Source organism: Ectobacillus soli, assembly GCF_042610425.1.
Lineage (GTDB): Bacteria > Bacillota > Bacilli > Bacillales > Bacillaceae_G > Ectobacillus.
In genome coordinates, this window is the sequence record NZ_JBGJZM010000003.1 from 166,377 (window position 1) to 185,043 (window position 18,667).

The following is an 18,667-nucleotide window of genomic DNA, read 5'->3' on the forward strand; positions in this document are numbered from 1 at the left end:
AGCTTAAATTCTCTTTTCAATACCAGTAAGTTTTGGTATAGTGAAAACGTTATGGATCCTCTTCATGTAGAAGGTTTTTTCTGCATTAGGGAGTCCTTTTATTTTGTTTAGGAAGGCATGAATTATCTGTCTTTTTAGTTTTCCTTGATGTTTTGAAAGTTTTTCTGTAAAATGATGCTTATTTAATCTGATAGATGGAGGTTAGTGAATTGGGAAAAGCCTTAATTATTGGCGCTGGCGGTGTTGCTAGTGTTGTGGTTCATAAATGTTGTCAGAATTCTGAAGTTTTCGAAGAAATATGTATTGCAAGCAGAACAGTTTCAAAATGTGATGCTTTAAAAGATAAATTATCCGGTGGTCGCACAAAGATTCAAACAGCTCAGGTCGATGCTGATAAAACAGAAGAAGTAATTGAATTAATCAAGAGCTTCGGACCAGATGTTGTTATTAATGTTGCACTTCCTTATCAAGATTTAACGATTATGGATGCATGCCTTGCAACGGGTGTTCATTATGTGGATACAGCTAACTATGAGCCGCTTGATACGGCGAAATTTGAATATAAATGGCAATGGGCTTATAAAGAAAAATTTGAAAAAGCTGGGTTAACTGCTGTGCTCGGTAGCGGATTTGATCCGGGTGTGACAGGTGTATTCAGTGCATATGCTCTAAAACATTATTTTGATGAAATTCATTCCATTGATATTGTGGATGCGAATGCTGGAGATCATGGATATCCATTTGCAACAAACTTCAACCCAGAAATTAATATTCGTGAAATTACTGCAAACGGTAGCTACTACGAAGATGGTAAATTTATCGAAACGGAACCTCTATCAATTAAAAAAGTGTACGACCTTCCGGAAATCGGTCCGAAAGATATCTACCTTTTGCACCATGAAGAGTTAGAATCGTTAGCTCTTAACATAACAGGAATTAAGCGTATCCGATTCTGGATGACGTTCTCAGAAAAATACCTTACTCATTTACGTGTTCTTGAAAATGTTGGGATGACTTCAATTGAACCAATCATGTACGAAGGTAAGGAAATTGTTCCTCTTCAATTCTTAAAGGCTGTTCTTCCTGATCCGGCATCTCTTGGACCAAGAACAAAAGGAAAAACGAATATCGGCTGTATTTTCCAAGGAACGAAAGATGGAAAACCGAAAACTTACTATGTTTATAACGTTAGTGATCACCAAGAATGCTATAAAGAGGTCGGTTCACAAGCTATTTCCTATACAACAGGAGTACCTGCTATGATCGGTGCGATGTTAGTCATCAAGGGAATTTGGAAAAAACCAGGCGTATACAATGTAGAAGAATTTGATCCAGATCCATTTATGGAAGCATTGAATAAATTTGGACTACCTTGGCAAGAAGACTTTGCGCCAACATTAGTAGACTAGAGGTATAACGGATGAATCTAGATTTTCAAGCACTACCTTCACCTTGTTATGTTGTGGACGAAAGACTTCTTAAGAAAAATTTAGAGCTTATGAATTCGGTGCAGGAACGGACGGGCTGTAGTATTCTTCTTGCTCTAAAAGGATTCTCCATGTATTCTGTATTTCCTCTTGTTGGTCAGTATTTAAAGGGGATTACAGCAAGCTCACTCTTTGAAGCAAGACTGGGTTACGAAAAAATGGGGAAGGAAGTTCATGCTTTTGCTCCTGCCTATGTAGAACAGGAATTTGATGAGCTTCTATCCTACTGTGATCATATTGTATTTAATTCCTTTTCTCAGTGGAACAAATACAAAGAAAAAGTGCAGCAATCACCGAAAAAAATTGAATGCGGACTTCGAGTAAATCCTGAATATTCAGAGATTGAAGTACCACTTTACAATCCTTGCTCTCCGTATTCAAGATTTGGGGTAACGTTAGCGAACCTTAAACCAGAAGATTTAGATGGTATCGATGGAATTCATTTCCATACGATGTGTGAGCAAAATTCTGATACACTTGAACGTACAATCAAGGTAGTAGAAGAAAAGTTCGGCGAATATATGAAGAAAATGAAATGGATTAATTTTGGCGGTGGCCATCATATCACACGCCCGGATTATGATGTAGAAAAGCTTGTTCGTACGATTCAATATGTACAGGATAAGTTTGATGTGCAAGTATACTTAGAACCAGGCGAGGCAGTTGCCTTAAACACAGGATATCTTGTTGCGACGGTTGAAGATATCGTAAATAACGGTATGGATATTGCTATTTTGGATACTTCTGCAACATGTCATATGCCGGATGTCATTGAAATGCCGTATCGACCAAACATCATTGATGCGGGTAAGCCGAATGAATATGCGTATACGTACCGACTAGGCGGTCTTACATGCCTTGCCGGGGACGTAATCGGCGATTATTCCTTTAAAGAACCATTAAAACCAGGTGATAGACTCGTATTCTGTGACATGGCCCACTATACAATGGTAAAAAATCATATGTTTAACGGCGTTAATCTCCCTTCGATTGCTCGTTTTAATGAAGAAGAGGGAATTCAGGTTGTGAAACAATTTAAATACGAAGATTATGCATCTCGGTTGTCCTAAGGTTTTGTTATTTAGTAGTTTATAACTTAATTGTTATATGAAGCAAAAGCATGGCAAGCATTAGACATTACTTTCCTTTGTCTAAAGCTTACCATGCTTTATTTAATGAACATATAAATTTAAATGGCTTGTAATGTTTGCAGCAAATCAGCCTTTAAGTCCTCAATATGTTCTAATCCAACCTAATAGCGGATGAAAGTTGCTGGAATTCCAGCTGTTTTCATTTGTTCTTCGTTCATACCCCCTTCATTGCTAATGTATGTACAATTATGTATCGTTTATGCAATTACATGACAAGAATGTTTATCCCACCCAGCAGTGATATAAATAGCATGAGGAAGCTTATTGATCGACTCATAACCTATGGAAATGTGAATACATCTATTGTGTTAACATCTCCCGTGTCGTATTGGAGTGTTCTTCCTACGAATTTTAAGAGCAATGGTGAGGGACATTATCAAAAGTAAATGAGTTTTTTGTATTAAATCCTATAGAGACTAATGTAAAATAAGAATCATAAGATTGTATACTGAATACGATGAAGAATATTTACAGCTACCTAAACAGATTAAACCAAGTGATTGGGGTTATGCACATGGTAAGTGACCAAACGAGGTATTCCCGACTTGCAAATATAACAAAATTGATTAATATGAGGTTAGAATTAAGTGAAGTGCTAGAATATGTAACGACTGCCATATCTGAAGAAGTCGTCCAATGTGATGCAGTGGGTATTTTCTTGCCACAAGGAGATGGCACATTCAGAGGGGTTGCTGGAAAGCCAAAAAGTATTAATGGTGTTACTCTTGATTCACAGGTGATTGATCCTGAAATAGATAGGTTGGCAAAAGAAGTAATAGCAACCAATAGAACCATCTACATTCCTGATACCTCAAAGGATGATCGTCCCTATCCTGCATCAGTGCAAGCATTTCATATTAAATCTATTCTAGGTTTACCTATTTCATTTGAGCAAGAGCTTTATGGTTTGGTGTTTTTATTTGATTATGGAATTGCTATGAACTTGACAAAATCAGAAATTCAAAGTGTTGAGGCGTATGTAAATATGGTTGCAGTTGCCATTCGAAATGCCAAGCATTTAACACAAAAGGAAAAACTGATTTCAGAAAAGCAGCTGCTACTTGATGTGACTCGTGATCTTTCTATGTGTTCCACGATGCAAGAAAGTCTCCAAATCTGTTTTTTTTACTTAGGAAAGGTTTTGGATAATTTTAACATAATGGTTCACTTATTAGATCCTGTAGCAAATAGAAAGATTATACATGTCAATCCATATAAGGATAATGGCGAGACAAATGAAGATTGGGTAGAGACATGTTCTAAGATAAAAATTGACCAAAGTTATGATTTATTAATGAAACATATTATGAAAACAAAAAAATCCATCGTCATTCCAAATGTATATGCAGATGAAAGACCGAACCATGACATTTGTCGAAAATATCGGATAAAAGGCCTATTTATGATCCCGTTAGTTTCAATGGATGAGGTGTTAGGGATCATTTCAGTTGTTAATCTGGAAGGAACCGATCTTATTTACACGGAATCACAAATTCAGTTGGCGCAATCTATTGTGGAAGCCACGACTTCTACGTTATCTAGCTTGTTGTATATGAACCAACTTGAAACCATGATTGAAAAACGGACCAAGGAACTAACCATCGCCAATGAAAAAAATTTAAATGTAATTGAAAGTATTACAGATGGATTTATAGCTTTAAGTAAGGATTGGAGATTTACTTATTTAAATAAGAACCAATTTTTACCGACTCACAAAAAAGCAAAAGACGTTTTGGACAAAAATATATGGGAAACATTTCCTGAACTAGTGGATACAGTCTTATATAAGCAATACCATAAAGTTATGTTAGAACGGATACCAGTACATTTTGAATACCACTCTGATTATAATGATCATTGGTATGAAATTGTTTCGTACCCAGACGAAGAAGGAATATGTTGTCTTGTTAAGGATATAACGGAAACGAAGAAATATGAGAAAGAATTGAAACGGTTATCAGGGCTTGAGTTAATTGGACAAATGGCTGCAGGAATCAGTCATGAAATACGAAATCCGATGACAACAGTACGGGGATTTTTGCAGTTATTAAACGAAGAGGATGAATTTGAGAAGTACAAACATTACCTACATGTAATGATTGAAGAACTTGACCGTGCTAATTCTATCATTACCGAATTCCTTTCCATGAGTAATACAAGGACAACAGATTTACAGAAATTAGATTTAAATGCAATCATACATGATATGGCCCCATTAATTAAGGTTGATGCGTTTAACCAAAATAAAAATATAGAAATAGATACGAATGACATCCCGGAGTTACTTTTGAATCGGAATGAGATACGCCAATTATTAATCAACTTATACCGTAACGGTTTAGAAGCAATGTGTGAAGGAAAAGTTTTAACGATTAGAACGTACAAGGAAGATGATTGTGTGACTCTTGTGGTGCAAGATCAAGGAGAAGGAATTAAGCCTGAAGTATTAGAAAAATTAGGTACTCCGTTCTTCACTACAAAGGAAAAAGGGACGGGGTTAGGTTTAGGCGTAAGTTATGCTATAGCTGCCCGTCATAATGCGAAAATTGAAATTCAAACTGGACAAGCTGGCACTGCTTTTTTTGTTAAATTTAAACTGTAATCATGTGTCGTAGACTATCTAAATAAGAAATAAGCCCGAATCATGTACAAATCGTAGAGAGATATACATGATTTGGGCTTTTGTTTATGATGTTTTTATCCATTTTCCTGATTTCTTCATAATCTTTCCGTGATCTACAACCAATGTACCTTGGTTAAATGTCCCCATAATTTCACACGGGAAGGTATGTCCCATATAAAGACTATGTTTATGCTTAGCCTGAAAGTTTTCCTTTGTTACATGGAAAGGTTTCAACGAGACGATGGCAAGGTCCGCATCCATGCCAGTGCGAATTTCTCCTTTTCGAGAGGATAGACCGAAACGTTTGGCAGGTGCGGCGGCTGTCAAGTTTGCGATACTTGAAAAGGAAATATTATAGGATAGGGCAAGTTCAATCATTGCCATGAGAGAAAATTGTCCGCCACTGATTCCTCCCCATGCATGAAAGATATCGTGGGTTGCCGGATCTTTTAATTCATAGGGGCACGGGGAATGGTCGGAGGAAATCATATCAAATTTTCCTTCTAATAGATGCTCAATTAATCGGCGTTGCTCTGCTTCATCTCGTAAAGGCGGGGCGCATTTTGCAATTGCTCCTTTCTCTATAAGGTGCTCATGGTTAAATAGCAGATAGTGCGGGCAGGTTTCCACGGTCACATCAAGCCCGCGTTGCTTAGCAGCTTCTATTTTTTCGATTGCAGCATTACTGCTAATATGGACAAAGTGGAGGGGGCAGCCTGTAATTTCTGCATAGGTAAGAGCACGCTCTACTGCTTCTGCTTCTGCAATGACGGGTCTTGATTCTGCATAATCATCGCTACTAAGCAGACCATTTTTTTCTTTTTCATGTTTGAGCCATTCAGTTATAGCGGCACTCTCGGCATGCAAGGCTAAAATCTTTTTTAGAGAAGCAATTCTTTTCATCCCGCTAAGCAATGTATAATCATCGACAGCCTCAAATTCTTTATTGCCTGTTGGGGAGAGGAAGGCCTTGAAGCCAATTACACCTGCTTGTGCAAGCGGGGCTAAGTCTTCTTCATTCCCTGGCACAAGTCCGCCCCATAGTCCAAAATCTACTACTGATTTTTGTAATCCGATTTCTGCTTTTTCATGGAGCGCTTTTTCTGTAACAGTAGAAGGGATTCCGTTTAATGGCATATCAAAGTAAGTCGTACATCCGCCCGCTGCCATCATAGCAGAACCTGTTTCAAATCCTTCCCAATGCTCGCGTCCAGGTTCGCTGAAATGAACATGGACATCGATCATGCCAGGAAATACATACTGATCATCTGCTAGCCATTCGTAGTCTGCTAAGCCGTACAAATGATCGCTAATATTGACAATCACTCCATCTTTAATGCCGATATCTGCTTTTCTTACTTCATTTGGAAAGACAACCTGACCATTTTTAATAAGTACATCATATACAGACATATGGAACGCTCCTTCTTTCTTTTAAGCTTACAAAACAACGGTTTTGTGCGATTCTACGTTGTATACATCTAGTGCAGCTTGCAGCGCTTCGCCTACGTTGATTTTTACATTATGGCGAAGCAATACGGCTTCAAGAGCTCCGAGCAGGAAGAGAATATTCTCTTTGCGGCAGCTGAATCCCATCGTACCAATTCTCCATATTTTTCCTTGCAAGGGACCAAATGAGCTGGCTATTTCAATGCCGAATTCATGCAGAAGCATGTTTCTTACAGATTCTCCGTCTACCCCTGTAGGAATGGTAACACTCGTTACGGTAGGAAGCTTATGCAATCTGTTTCCGAACAAATGTAAGCCCATTGCTTCTATACCAGCAATTAGTGCGGTTTCATGGAGTTTATGCCGAGCAAAACGAGTATCTAATCCTTCCTCAAGGACAAGACGCAATCCTTCTCTGAGTGCATAGAGCATGGAGGTTGCTTCGGTATGATGGTTCAATCTTCTTGGACCCCAGTAATCCTGTAGCATACTTAAATCGAAATAATTGCTTATAATCGGTGGATGATTTGATAAGTGCTGGCGCTCCTCATCGGTTGCAATCCCACGTTCCACTTTTTTTCTTGCTAAAATGATTTTTTCAATTCGTTCATTATAAGTAATAGGTGCCATGCCAGAAGGGACAGACAAACATTTCTGCGTGCCTCCAATCAAGCCATCAATCATCCATTCATCTACTTTTACCTCAGTACCGCCAATGGAAGCGACGGCATCAACCACGAGCAAAATATCCAGCTCTCTGCATGCCGCGCCAATTTCTTGTAGGGGTTGCATGCAGCCGGTAGATGTTTCTCCGTGTACGATTGCTGTAATTTTAGGAGATATCTTTTTCATTTCATCAATTACGACTTGCGGATCAAATATTTCTCCCCATGGACATTCGATAGTGTGGACTTCGGCACCGTATCGTTCGCAAATTTCTACGAGTAAATGACCAAATCTACCGAAAATCGGAACGAAAACACGGTCACCAGGTTCGATGATGCTGCAAAGAATGGCTTCATTCCCAGATCGTGACGTTCCATCTACCGGAAACGCCCATTGATTTTTCGTTTGAAACACTTGGCGGAGCATGTCCATTACTTCATTCATAATGGTTGTAAAAGCTGGATCAAATTGTCCTAATATAGGTGTACTCATTGCCCGCAATACGCGAGGATCTACCTCTACAGGACCAGGGGTCATAATTGTGCGCATTGGTGTATAAAGTTCAGAATACGTCATGGTAGCATCCTCCTCTAGTAAGCTAGTTTATATAGCATTTCGGTTAGTACTTCTATTCCCGTTTGCAAATCAGCCACGCTTGTAAATTCTTTCGGGGAATGACTGATACCATCTTTACTTGGAATGAATAAGAGGGAGGTAGGACAAAACGTACCGAGAATTTGAGCGTCATGTCCCGCCCCGCTTATCATGTATTGAAACGGAATGTTCTTTTCACTTGTAATTGTTTTGGATAGAGCGGTCAAACTTGTGTTCATTTCAACAGGTTTTACATCAACGATTTTCGTAATAACAACGTCCATTTCTTCCTCGAATGCTATTCTTTGAAAATACGTTTCTATTTCATCATAGAATTGCCCTAGAACTTTTTCTTGATGATGCCGGATATCTAGGCTAAATTCTACTTCTCTGGCAATTACATTCGGCACATTTGGGGTTACTGTTATTTTTCCTACGGTTGCAACGAGATGCGGGTCCATTTCTTTTGCTTTCTTCGTAACATACGAAATGAAATCAGCTGCCATGCAAACAGCATCTTTTCGAAACGGCATCGGGGTCGTTCCTGCATGGTTGCTTTCGCCGCGAACAGTGATGGTAAAACGCCGTAGGCCGACAATATGAGTGACAAGACCTAATGTATGCTGGTTCCTTTCTAGAATCTGTCCTTGCTCAATATGAATTTCAATAAAATGATCAATATCCCGTCTGACAGGTGAGATGTATTGATCGGGATCAAATCCCGCATCCTTCATCGCATCTAAAAAGGATATTTGATCAGAATCCTTTAGGGAAGCGACATGATTTAAATTGTATTTTCCTGTTATGCTTCCCGATCCCCAAAACGCGAGAGGAAAACGGCTGCCTTCTTCTTCGCAAAACGAAACGACTTCTATTGTTTTTTGAGGAGCGCCGTATTGCTCAAATAAGTTCCGAACGGCCAGAAAGCTAGCTATAACACCGTAAGCACCGTCATACTTACCACCATCAACAACGGTATCAATATGGGAACCTGTTAGAATTGTTTTGGCAAGTTTATCCTTGCCTTCTAATCTTCCGAAAAGATTGCCAACACTATCGAAATACGTTTGAAATCCGCATGCTTCCATCTCTTGTTTGAGAGCATGTTGTGCTTTCATCCAAGTAGGGGAGTATAACAAACGAGTTACTCCGTCCGTTTCCGTTTTTCCAAAAGAGGAAAGCCACTCTATCATGGATGCAATGCTTCGCTTTTCTATCATTGATTCATCTGTTTGAATTGCCATATTCAATCCTTCCTTTCCGCTAGTTCGTTTCTGAGTAGAATGAAATAATACGTTTACTTTTGCCATGTTAACTCGTATAGGTTGTGCCTAATCCGAGTTGTTTTAATAGCTGCCTGTAGGCAACAGATGTTTTATCCGCTGCTATATGAACCTCTGCTTGTAGGTCAAGTGGTAATTCCTCTGGCTTTTGCGCTTCTACCATTTCACGGTCCTCATTAAAAATACGTAAATTAAATTCGTACGTAAATTCAATTGGCGCATCTTTATCAAAATTACGAGCCATCGGGGAAAACAGCCGCGTTTTCCGAGCAGAAATTGGACATGGCACATTTAAAATGTGCAGCTGACCATTGTTCGGAAAGTGAACAGTAAGACTTGCAGCAAGAGGGGGATAGATATCAAATACACGAAGCCATTTAAAATCAGGTGGTGCGAGATGCTCTGCACCTTTTGGATAATTGCTTACGGTACTTACATACTCTGCATGTAAGCCGTAATCTGTTTTTTCAACCTGATAGCTTGGAACAAAGGGATTATCCCTGCTGCCAAATGATTTATGATGAACCCAAGCAAAATGAGAAACATCTAAAAATCCTTCTATTTGCCGCCCAGCTGAGCCATCTATATCAATCGTAGGGGGAAGAATGTTCAGGTAGTTCTCGTCATCCCATGCATAGAGCGGTGGTATGGTTTCCTCCTCACCTGTTAAGGAAGTCCAAAGGAGCCCATATCGCAATGCTACTGGATAGATGGTAAGACATAATCGAGGTGAAATGTTAGCATCTGGATGGGCGGGAATGGATGTACAATTTCCGGTTGGTCCATAGCTAAACCCATGATAGGGACAGACGATATTGTCTCCTTCGACCCAGCCCATACTGAGTGGGGTCCCCCTGTGCAGGCAAAGATCCCGCGCCACTATTATTTTTTCATTTGCTTTGTAAACAACAAGGTCCACATCAAGCAGTTTAACTGCCAACGGTTTTTCCGAAATCTCATCAATCCGTGAAATGGGGTACCAATAGTTAGCTAGCACGGTCCAATCTTCTTTACTGAATGTGCAGTCTCGTGGAAAGGAAGTCTCTCTTTTTTTCTTTACAGGAAAACTGGTCTCAGTCATACGGATCCTCATCCTTTCTTTTTCCCTATTCGTTTCTATAAATCGTATCAATAATTAGAATGAAAACTACTCTTTTTGTTAGAAAATCTAACAATGATATTCATTTTTGTAAGAATGTACAATTTGTATTTGGAGATTTGTATGATTAGTGGAAAGGATTCGTTCTAATATTCTTAATTTTTAATTATGTTAAAATAGTGGTAGCTATTGTTAGAATGATTTGTAGGGGTGTTTTCATGAGAATATATGAACTTGTAACGATTCCGTTTTTAAAAGGAATGAATATAATTGCAGGAGAATCTGGGAAAAATCGAGAGGTTTTTCATGTAAATATGATGGATGCACCTGATATTATTCAGTATCTAAAGCCGAATGAATTACTTGTAACAACGGCATATCATTTTAAAGATAAACCAGAGCTTCTTACGAGTTTGGTACAATCGATGGCAAAGCAAGAATGTGCTGGGCTTGGCATTAAAACAAAACGGTTTTTACAGGAGATACCTGAAGAAGTGATTGGTTTAGCAAATCAATTAGACTTCCCCATTATTGAACTCCCTCCCCAGCTATCTCTTGGACAGATTGTTAATCAAACGTTAAGTATCATTCTTGATAAACGGGCCGATGAATTAACAAATGTGATGGAAATACATAAGCATTTCTCTAACCTCGTGATGAGTGGGGAAGGTATGCAGAAGTTGATAGAAAGCTTGTCTGAAACAATTTCCTGTCCCATCTCACTATTTAATCAATTTTTAAAGCCTATCTATTATTCACAATCATTTATAGAGTTTTTATCTGTAGTTAAAAAACATCAATCTCTCGGATTTAGCTTTTCAATGCCCAACACGACCTTCTTTTCTTTTTCTATTTTATCCAGTAAGTCCGCATATTCGGTGTTTCCCATTTACATTAGTGAAAAAAAGATTGGATTTCTAGCAATTCAGGGAGAAATTCAAAGCCGTGATTACATGACTACCTTAACGATTGAGCAGGCTACAAATGTTCTTTCATTTGCACTTTTAAAAGAAGATGCGTTAAAACAATATACGAGAAGAATACGAAACGATTTTTTCATCAATTTTACGAATGGTGCCTATTCTACATCGGAAGAAATTATAAATAGAGCGAAAGAATTTTCCTTAGAAAATGAAAATACATACATTTGTGTAGCGGGTATGCTTGATGAAAATGAAATTATAATGAGCTATACCAAGCATAAAATGAAAATGGATTTAATCTATGAATTTCTAGAAGAAGAACTCTCTGATTCTTTCATCCCCGTTTTCACAAAAGGGGAAATGTGTATCTTACTATACAAAATAAAGGAATCTGTAGCAGATGCGAACGCTTATATTTCTTCGTCTCTTCGGTATTTACAAATGAAGGTAGCTAGTTACTTTGGTTATACGATTTCATTTGGGGTTAGTAATATGTGCACGAATTTCTTGAATGTAAATGGTGCTTTAAAAGAAGCTACGGATGCACTTCAAGAAGGAAGACTTTCTAAAAAAACTACAGTGATTCAATTTTACCGAACGAAGGATATTATGGAGCTGCTTCGAACAATTCCTCAAGATGATCTAAAAAACTTTTGTTCATACGTATTGCAAAATTTTACAGACACGATTGAATCACAAACACTTCTACAAACACTGTCCGTATATTTAGAAACAAATTTTCAAATTTCAGAGACCGCTAAAAAATTATTTGTTCATCGAAATACAGTTATATATCGATTAGAAAAATGTGAAGAACTACTTGGGAGAAGTTTAAAAGATGGGGAAACCACGTTGCAAATACGAGTTGCTTTGCGTATTAAAACATTATTAGACATATAAATAATCTGCAAAAAGCTTGGCGATCATGTAATGATTGCCAAGCTTTTTTTGTAAATAGACCTTTCGCTTTATGCAAATTGCATAGTAAGCACCGCTGGAATTGGATGAAATTCTAATGACAATCATTTGAATATGGATTATTATGTTAATAATAATTACATTATTTGTAATGTTTTCTAACAAACAGGATGGCTGATGTGATATTTTGTATCAAAATAATATTGGGAGGGAGCTTTTCTATGACAACAGAGCACAATGGTCAATCGAAGGTGTTTTCTTTGGGGTTACAGCACGTTCTCGCGATGTATGCAGGTGCCATTTTAGTTCCATTAATCGTAGGTAAGGCATTGAAGTTTACTCCTGAACAGTTAGCTTACCTGATTGCTATTGATTTATTAACATGTGGAATTGCTACGCTACTCCAAGCGTGGAAAAATCGCTTTTTTGGAATTGGACTCCCTGTAGTTTTAGGAACTTCATTTGTAGCTGTTACTCCTATGATTTCAATTGGAACAACCTATGGAATTGCTGCTATATATGGATCTATTATTGCAGCAGGGTTATTCATTGTCGTATTCGCAGGATTATACGGAAAGCTTGTAGCTTTATTTCCACCTGTTGTAACCGGCTCTGTAGTAGTCATAATTGGATTATCGTTAGTACCTACAGGTATTAGAAATATGGGCGGAGGTGTAAATAGTCCTGATTTTGGATCGATACAAAATATCATTCTTTCGTTTGGTGTTTTACTTATCATTTTAATCCTAAATCGGTATTTGAAAGGATTTATGCAATCCATATCTGTATTAATTGGAATTATATTAGGAACAGTTGCAGCTTCTTTTATGGGGAAAATGAATTTTGCAGCTGTAGCAGGAGCCTCTTGGTTCCATATGCCCACTCCGTTTTATTTTGGTACACCAACCTTTGAAATTGTTCCAGTGTTAACAATGGTTCTAGTAGGAACCGTTATTCTTGTGGAATCAACAGGTGCATTTTTAGCACTTGAAAAAATATGTAATGTAGATTTAACGGAAAAGGATATTACGCGGGGATACCGCGCTGAGGGTTTGTCGTTTATATTAGGAGGAATATTTAACGCTTTTCCGTATAGCACATTCGCGCAAAATGTCGGTCTCGTGCAATTGACTGGAGTGAAAAAACGAAACGTTGTTGTATATGCTGGTTGTATTTTAATTGCTCTTGGATTGGTTCCAAAGATAGCTGCTCTTGCTACCCTTATTCCATCAGCAGTTTTAGGCGGTGCAACAGTTGTCATGTTTGGAATGGTTGTTTCCTCCGGAATAAAAATATTGACTGAAGTTGATTTTTCAAATAATAACAATCTTCTTGTAATTGCATGCTCTGTCTCATTAGGTTTGGGTGCGACAGTGGTTCCAGATTTATTCAAAGGACTGCCTGAGGCTATTCGAATTATTGTAGGAGATGGAATTATTACCGGAAGCATTACAGCTATCTTGTTAAACCTATTCCTTTCAAAACGAAGCACGAAAAAAGATGAAGTTATTTCAGATGATAAAAAACTGATGGCGTAAAGCTCATGTAGAGGTGATCTAAACCGTGATAACACTCCGTTCCTTAAATGAAACAAGTAACGATGAGTTTACAGCTATGCTAGGTGGTATATTTGAACATTCATCGTGGATTGCAGCCAAGGCAGCCATATCAAAACCCTTTACTTCGTTAGAGGAGTTGCATGCAGCGATGGTTGCCATTGTTAAGCATGCGACAAATGAGGAGAAGCTTTTGCTTATTCAAAAGCATCCAAATCTAGGGGAAAGGGTGGCAATGAGCAAGGATTCGAATGTAGAACAACAGGGAGCAGGGCTAAAGGAACTCACAGTAGAGGAATATAATCGTTTTCTTGCGCTTAACGAGAGGTACATGAAGAAGTTTGGCTTTCCCTTTATCCTAGCAGTCAAAGGGAAAGATAAACAGGATATTTATAAGGCGATGGAAACAAGAGTGAACCATTCACAACTAGTTGAGTTTGAGACGGCACTGTCGGAAATCTATAAAATTGCTTTCTTTCGTTTACAGGAAAAAATAATCTATTAGGGGGGACATTGCGATGAAAAATAAATCATCCGAACAAACACTTTGTTATGGGAAGGGAGATGTGTTCGCCTATCGAACGTATGTAAAACCGTTAATAGGTATACAGAACATACCAGAGTCCGATTTTTCGGGTAGGGGGAACATTCTATTTGGCTTAAATGTAAAGGTAGCGGTTTCCGGAAAACAATTCATTCCTTCGTTTACAGATGGAGATAATTCCATGGTTGTGGCAACAGATTCAATGAAGAATTTTATTCAAAGACACTTAGGCCGCTATGAGGGTTCTACGTCCGAGGGGTTTGTAGCATATGTAGCGGAGCAATTCTTAAAGACGTATTCGCATATTGAAAGCATTTCCATGATTGCAGAGGATGTCCCATTTGAACCTGTGACAGAAGCTTCATCGAAACAGTTGAAAACGAGCAATCTCGTTTTTAAGAGATCTCGAAATGAACGGGTCCAATCCCAAATTGAAATGACGCGTTCGGAGGATGGTACCGAGATTTTGAAGCAGAGTAGTGCGATTCTTGATTTGCAGTTAATTAAAGTAAGTGGGAATTCCTTTGTTGGCTTTATTCGTGATGAGTACACGACTTTACCTGAAGACGGAAATCGTCCGCTATTTATCTATTTGAATATTCATTGGGTGTATGAAGAAACAGAAGATGCATTTGGTAATAATCCGTTCAACTATGTTGCGGCGGAACAAATTAAAGATATTGCTTCTTCGACTTTTCATGAATTAGAAACACCTTCGATTCAAAATTTAATTTATGAGATTGGTAGCCGTATTCTAACGAGGTTCCCGCAATTATTAGAAGTAACATTTGAATCACAAAATCATACATGGGAAACGGTTGTGGAAGAAATACCTGGATCCATTGGAAAAGTTTATACGGAACCGCGACCACCTTATGGGTTCCAAGTATTCACTGTTACGAAAGAAAATATGAATTATGCAACGAATAGTGCTACGGAAGAGACGACACTTGGGTAAAAGGAGAGCTTATGTCAGGACTAACAACTCATGTTTTAGATATAGCGAGCGGTCAGCCAGCTATTCATGTAAAAATTGAACTTTATATGTTACGACTTCAAAAGCGGGAATGGCTGAAAACAGTAGTGACAAATGGAGACGGAAGACTTGATTTCCCTTTGCTTTTTTCAGAGGAAATGGCTGCATGCGAATACGAACTTGTTTTTTATATTGGTGATTATTTTAAAGGACTAGGGGTAAAGCTACTGGAACCACCTTTTCTAGATAAAGTTCCCGTTCGATTTGGCATTTCGGACCTTGCGTTTCATTATCATGTCCCGTTGTTGATCTCACCTTATGGGTATCAGGTTTATAGGGGAAGTTAAGAAAATCTATAATCATTTGCTAGTGAAGTAAAAAAACCACCTCAACTCCAAATTGGAAGCTGAGGTGGTTTCATTTATATCTATATGCTATTTTGTTACGCTACCCTTTTAGAACCATCTGAATCCGGTGAACTTGGGGATTTAGAGAATAGATGAATGTTATATTTTGCAAGTAAGCCATCAACGCCCCATTTTCCAGCATTCGCACCAGCTAATAAGATAAACATAGAAAGAAGCACTAACTGTGGATTTGTACTCGTTGTACCACTAAACATATAGGCAAAGTTCATAACCATTCCAAAGAATACAGCGGTTCTTGGTAAGAAACCAATAATAAGGCCTAATCCTACTAATAATTCTCCCCAAGGTACTAAGAAGTTAAATAATCCAACGTTAGGTATAGCAAAATGGGTAAGGAAGCTTGCCCACCAAGCTTGTACAGCAGGATGCGCACCAGTAGCATTCTTAATAGCTCCCTTTAAGAAAGCGTTTGCGTCAAATCCACCGGTTAGCTTTTCATATCCTGATGTAATAAATTCGTATCCTACATATAAACGAAATACCAATACTAAAATAGCTGCATACTTATTGTTGCGAAGAAATTGAAGAACCATAAGAGTACCCCCTGTAATAAGTTTAGTAAGGAATTTTTATATATTTCCTTCCTGTTAGTATGATACTATACATTTTTACGAGAAAGAGGTTCTAAATGTGACGATTTTATTGGTTTAGTTTGACAATAATTTGAACGGTAGAATTCACAAAATGCCCAGATAGATTCTTACTTGGCATTTGATTCTGCCAAGGACATATTACATGTTGTTTTGTGATTAGGAAACATAAACACCTTCCAGTTAACAAATACTGTTTATAAACAGTATTCATCTAGGAGGAATCAACTTGAGCAAAGGACTTTCCGTGTGGACGATGGCGATGATGGCGTTTGGTACGGTGATTGGTGGTTCGTTTTTTCTAGGAGTTTCGTTAGCTGTGCGAGAAGCAGGCCCTGCTGTAATCATTTCCTTTATCATTGGCGGTGCATTGGTTTATATGATTCTTTATTCACTTTCCGAACTGACTGTAGCAGATCCACAAACAGGATCCTTCCGGGCGTATGCAGAGCATGCTTTTGGCAGAGGTACAGGGTTTGTTGTTGGTTGGGTATATTGGACAGGGCTCGTTCTTGCAATGTCGAGTGAAGCGACGGCGGTCTCGATTTTTATAAAAGGATGGTTTCCTTCTCTTTCCCTGACTTTGATTGGTGCCGTCATAATCATCGGGGTAACTCTTCTGAATCTTATTGGAACGGAGCGTCTAGGTAAGTTAGAAAGTGCACTTGCTGCGATAAAGGTGTTTGCTATTGTGGGCTTCATTATTCTTGGCGTAGCATTAATTGCGGGCTGGAATCGAACAAGCATAGGTGCAGGCACTACTCTGAATGAGCCGCTGCTTCCAAATGGTATAAGTGGTATTGCCGGAAGTATGCTAATTGTAATGTTTATCTATGCAGGGTTTGAAGTGATTGGGCTTGCTGCATCTGAGGCAAGCAATCCGAAGGTTACCGTACCGCGGGCGATTCGTTTTACGGTATTTGGTTTAATCGGGCTGTATCTTGCATCTATTATGGTTTTGTTGCCCCTCGTTCAGGCAAGAAATCTAACAGGGGATGCAAGTCCATTTGTGGTAGCACTTACGAGCCATGGGTTCGGCTGGGCAGGGAATGTCATTACGATTGTGCTAGTGACTGCTATTTTGTCTACGATGATTGCTTCGACATTTGGACTGGCTAGAATGCTGCGTTCACTAGCGGCAGAAGGACATGCTCCTTCATGGTTAGAGGGAAGGGGAAATATACCATACAAGGGAATTCTCGTTTCAGGTGCAGCGATGCTTGCAGGACTTGGGCTCGGGCTACTACTTCCAAAACAGGTATATTTGTTTTTAGTGAGCGCAGGAGGGTTTTCGCTTTTATTTACATATATTGTGATCATTGCTTCCCACTTGAAGCTTCGAAAGAATAGACAGTGTACGGGAGAAACTATGTGCCAGGTACCAGGTTATCCTTTTGCCTCTTGGTTTACACTAATCAGTTTGGTTGCTATTGTAGCAAGTATGCCGCTAGTACCTGGGCAAGGAACAGGGCTAGTAGCGGGCCTAGCATTACTTGTTTTTTATACTACTGTATATGGAATCATGAAAGTCACAGCAGTAGAAAAAAGAAAACAACCATTTCGATTAGAGTCACTAAATATGGAGGCATCCGAAGAGATTTTACCAGAAATAAACGAAGAAAAGTATGAGAAGTAGTCATCTATTCTTTTTGTTTCGAAACCCAAATGAATTTGTTAGTATAGTAAGAAAACATGATGGGTATGGAAAGAGGAAGAAAAATGAATCATTTTGATGTTATACTCTTGGATTTAGATGGCACTATTTCGGATCCGAAAGTTGGAATTGTTACTTCTATTCAATATGCGTTACATAAGATGGGAATTACAGAGGGGGACACTAAAAAGCTAGAACTATTCATTGGCCCTCCTTTAAAGGAGTCATTTACTGAATTCTATGGATTTTCCGATGAGAAATGTAAGGAAGCAATAAGGTACTACAGGGAATATTTTACGAAGCAAGGTATGTTTGAAAATGAATTGTATCCAGGATTTCGAGAATTAGTAGAGGACATAAAGCAACAGGGGAAGAAAGTATTTGTAGCAACATCTAAGCCTACAGAGTTTGCGACCAGTATTCTTAAATATTTTCAAATGGATTCATTGTTTGATGATGTGATTGGAAGTAATTTAGATGGGACTCGTACTTCGAAGGCTGAAGTGATTGCACATATTATTCAAAAGTATCATTTGGACCCTGAATCTATTGTGATGATTGGAGATCGCAAATACGATATAGTAGGAGCAAACGAGAACCATATATCCTCGGTGGCGGTAACGTATGGGTTTGGTACGTTAGAAGAATTAACAGAAGCTACTCCATCATATATTGCAACCAGTGTTGCTGAATTACATATGCTTTTAGCATAAATATAAGAAAACA

General features: G+C 38.5%; 13 protein-coding genes and 2 pseudogenes. 9 read left to right on the forward strand and 6 right to left on the reverse strand.

Annotated elements, in window-relative coordinates; all coding sequences use genetic code 11:
* Positions 1-209: 209 nt before the first annotated feature.
* Positions 210-1,409, forward strand: a complete 1,200-nt coding sequence (locus ACAN53_RS15345; RefSeq protein WP_379971034.1) for a saccharopine dehydrogenase family protein — start codon at positions 210-212, stop codon at positions 1,407-1,409.
* An 11-nt stretch (positions 1,410-1,420) separates the two neighbouring features.
* Entirely contained in the window at positions 1,421-2,557 is a 1,137-nt protein-coding gene (gene nspC / locus ACAN53_RS15350) for a carboxynorspermidine decarboxylase (protein ID WP_379971035.1), read from the forward strand.
* Between the two features lie 119 nt (positions 2,558-2,676).
* Here nspC and ACAN53_RS15355 read toward each other — a convergent pair.
* Positions 2,677-2,805, reverse strand: a pseudogene (locus ACAN53_RS15355) (PLP-dependent transferase); the annotation flags it as partial.
* Positions 2,806-3,152: 347 nt separating this feature from the next.
* Between ACAN53_RS15355 and ACAN53_RS15360 the strand changes: the two are divergent.
* On the forward strand, positions 3,153-5,240 hold the full coding sequence (locus ACAN53_RS15360; RefSeq protein WP_379971036.1) for a GAF domain-containing protein: 2,088 nt from the start codon (positions 3,153-3,155) through the stop codon (positions 5,238-5,240).
* 84 nt (positions 5,241-5,324) lie between these two features.
* Here the strand turns inward: ACAN53_RS15360 and ACAN53_RS15365 are convergent, their stop codons facing one another.
* The 4 genes from ACAN53_RS15365 to ACAN53_RS15380 form a co-directional block, all read right to left on the reverse strand.
* Complete coding sequence (locus tag ACAN53_RS15365) at positions 5,325-6,674, reverse strand: allantoinase (RefSeq protein WP_379971037.1); 1,350 nt, start codon at positions 6,672-6,674, stop codon at positions 5,325-5,327.
* A 27-nt stretch (positions 6,675-6,701) separates the two neighbouring features.
* A complete protein-coding gene (locus tag ACAN53_RS15370; RefSeq protein ID WP_379971038.1) occupies positions 6,702-7,952 on the reverse strand; it encodes a pyridoxal-phosphate-dependent aminotransferase family protein in 1,251 nt (416 codons plus the stop codon).
* Between the two features lie 14 nt (positions 7,953-7,966).
* The gene (gene allC, locus ACAN53_RS15375; RefSeq protein WP_379971039.1) at positions 7,967-9,214 is read right to left on the reverse strand and encodes an allantoate deiminase; all 1,248 of its coding nucleotides are present in this window, start codon (positions 9,212-9,214) and stop codon (positions 7,967-7,969) included.
* A gap of 67 nt (positions 9,215-9,281) precedes the next feature.
* Entirely contained in the window at positions 9,282-10,334 is a 1,053-nt protein-coding gene (locus ACAN53_RS15380; RefSeq protein WP_379971040.1) for a Rieske 2Fe-2S domain-containing protein, read from the reverse strand.
* 236 nt (positions 10,335-10,570) lie between these two features.
* Between ACAN53_RS15380 and ACAN53_RS15385 the strand changes: the two genes are divergently transcribed.
* The 4 genes and pseudogenes from ACAN53_RS15385 to uraH all read left to right on the forward strand — a co-directional run bounded on the left by ACAN53_RS15385 (position 10,571) and on the right by uraH (position 15,616).
* Positions 10,571-12,175 carry a PucR family transcriptional regulator gene (locus ACAN53_RS15385; RefSeq protein ID WP_379971041.1) on the forward strand — a complete coding sequence of 535 codons (1,605 nt, stop codon included), beginning with the start codon at positions 10,571-10,573 and terminating at the stop codon, positions 12,173-12,175.
* A gap of 239 nt (positions 12,176-12,414) precedes the next feature.
* Positions 12,415-13,731: a nucleobase:cation symporter-2 family protein gene (locus ACAN53_RS15390; RefSeq protein ID WP_379971042.1), complete on the forward strand. Its 1,317-nt coding sequence runs from the start codon at positions 12,415-12,417 to the stop codon at positions 13,729-13,731.
* Between the two features lie 25 nt (positions 13,732-13,756).
* Positions 13,757-15,251 (forward strand): annotated as a pseudogene (gene pucL, locus ACAN53_RS15395) (factor-independent urate hydroxylase).
* Between the two features lie 11 nt (positions 15,252-15,262).
* Positions 15,263-15,616, forward strand: coding sequence for a hydroxyisourate hydrolase (gene uraH, locus ACAN53_RS15400; protein ID WP_379971043.1), 354 nt, complete (start codon positions 15,263-15,265; stop codon positions 15,614-15,616).
* 95 nt (positions 15,617-15,711) lie between these two features.
* Here uraH and ACAN53_RS15405 read toward each other — a convergent pair whose 3' ends face one another.
* Complete coding sequence (locus ACAN53_RS15405) at positions 15,712-16,230, reverse strand: DoxX family protein (RefSeq protein ID WP_379971044.1); 519 nt, start codon at positions 16,228-16,230, stop codon at positions 15,712-15,714.
* Positions 16,231-16,516: 286 nt separating this feature from the next.
* On the opposite strand from ACAN53_RS15405, the gene ACAN53_RS15410 reads away from it, so the two are divergent.
* On the forward strand, positions 16,517-17,923 hold the full coding sequence (locus ACAN53_RS15410) for an amino acid permease (protein WP_379971045.1): 1,407 nt from the start codon (positions 16,517-16,519) through the stop codon (positions 17,921-17,923).
* 83 nt (positions 17,924-18,006) lie between these two features.
* A complete protein-coding gene (locus ACAN53_RS15415; protein ID WP_379971046.1) occupies positions 18,007-18,654 on the forward strand; it encodes an HAD family hydrolase in 648 nt (215 codons plus the stop codon).
* Positions 18,655-18,667: the final 13 nt, after the last annotated feature.

Coding starts and splice junctions, on each gene's coding strand:
- nspC (WP_379971035.1), top strand. CDS start 1,421: ATGAATCTAGATTTTCAAGCACTACCTTCACCTTGTTATGTTGTGGAC.
- ACAN53_RS15360 (WP_379971036.1), top strand. CDS start 3,153: ATGGTAAGTGACCAAACGAGGTATTCCCGACTTGCAAATATAACAAAA.
- ACAN53_RS15365 (WP_379971037.1), bottom strand. CDS start 6,674: ATGTCTGTATATGATGTACTTATTAAAAATGGTCAGGTTGTCTTTCCA.
- ACAN53_RS15370 (WP_379971038.1), bottom strand. CDS start 7,952: ATGACGTATTCTGAACTTTATACACCAATGCGCACAATTATGACCCCT.
- allC (WP_379971039.1), bottom strand. CDS start 9,214: ATGGCAATTCAAACAGATGAATCAATGATAGAAAAGCGAAGCATTGCA.
- ACAN53_RS15380 (WP_379971040.1), bottom strand. CDS start 10,334: ATGACTGAGACCAGTTTTCCTGTAAAGAAAAAAAGAGAGACTTCCTTT.
- ACAN53_RS15385 (WP_379971041.1), top strand. CDS start 10,571: ATGAGAATATATGAACTTGTAACGATTCCGTTTTTAAAAGGAATGAAT.
- ACAN53_RS15390 (WP_379971042.1), top strand. CDS start 12,415: ATGACAACAGAGCACAATGGTCAATCGAAGGTGTTTTCTTTGGGGTTA.
- uraH (WP_379971043.1), top strand. CDS start 15,263: ATGTCAGGACTAACAACTCATGTTTTAGATATAGCGAGCGGTCAGCCA.
- ACAN53_RS15405 (WP_379971044.1), bottom strand. CDS start 16,230: ATGGTTCTTCAATTTCTTCGCAACAATAAGTATGCAGCTATTTTAGTA.
- ACAN53_RS15415 (WP_379971046.1), top strand. CDS start 18,007: ATGAATCATTTTGATGTTATACTCTTGGATTTAGATGGCACTATTTCG.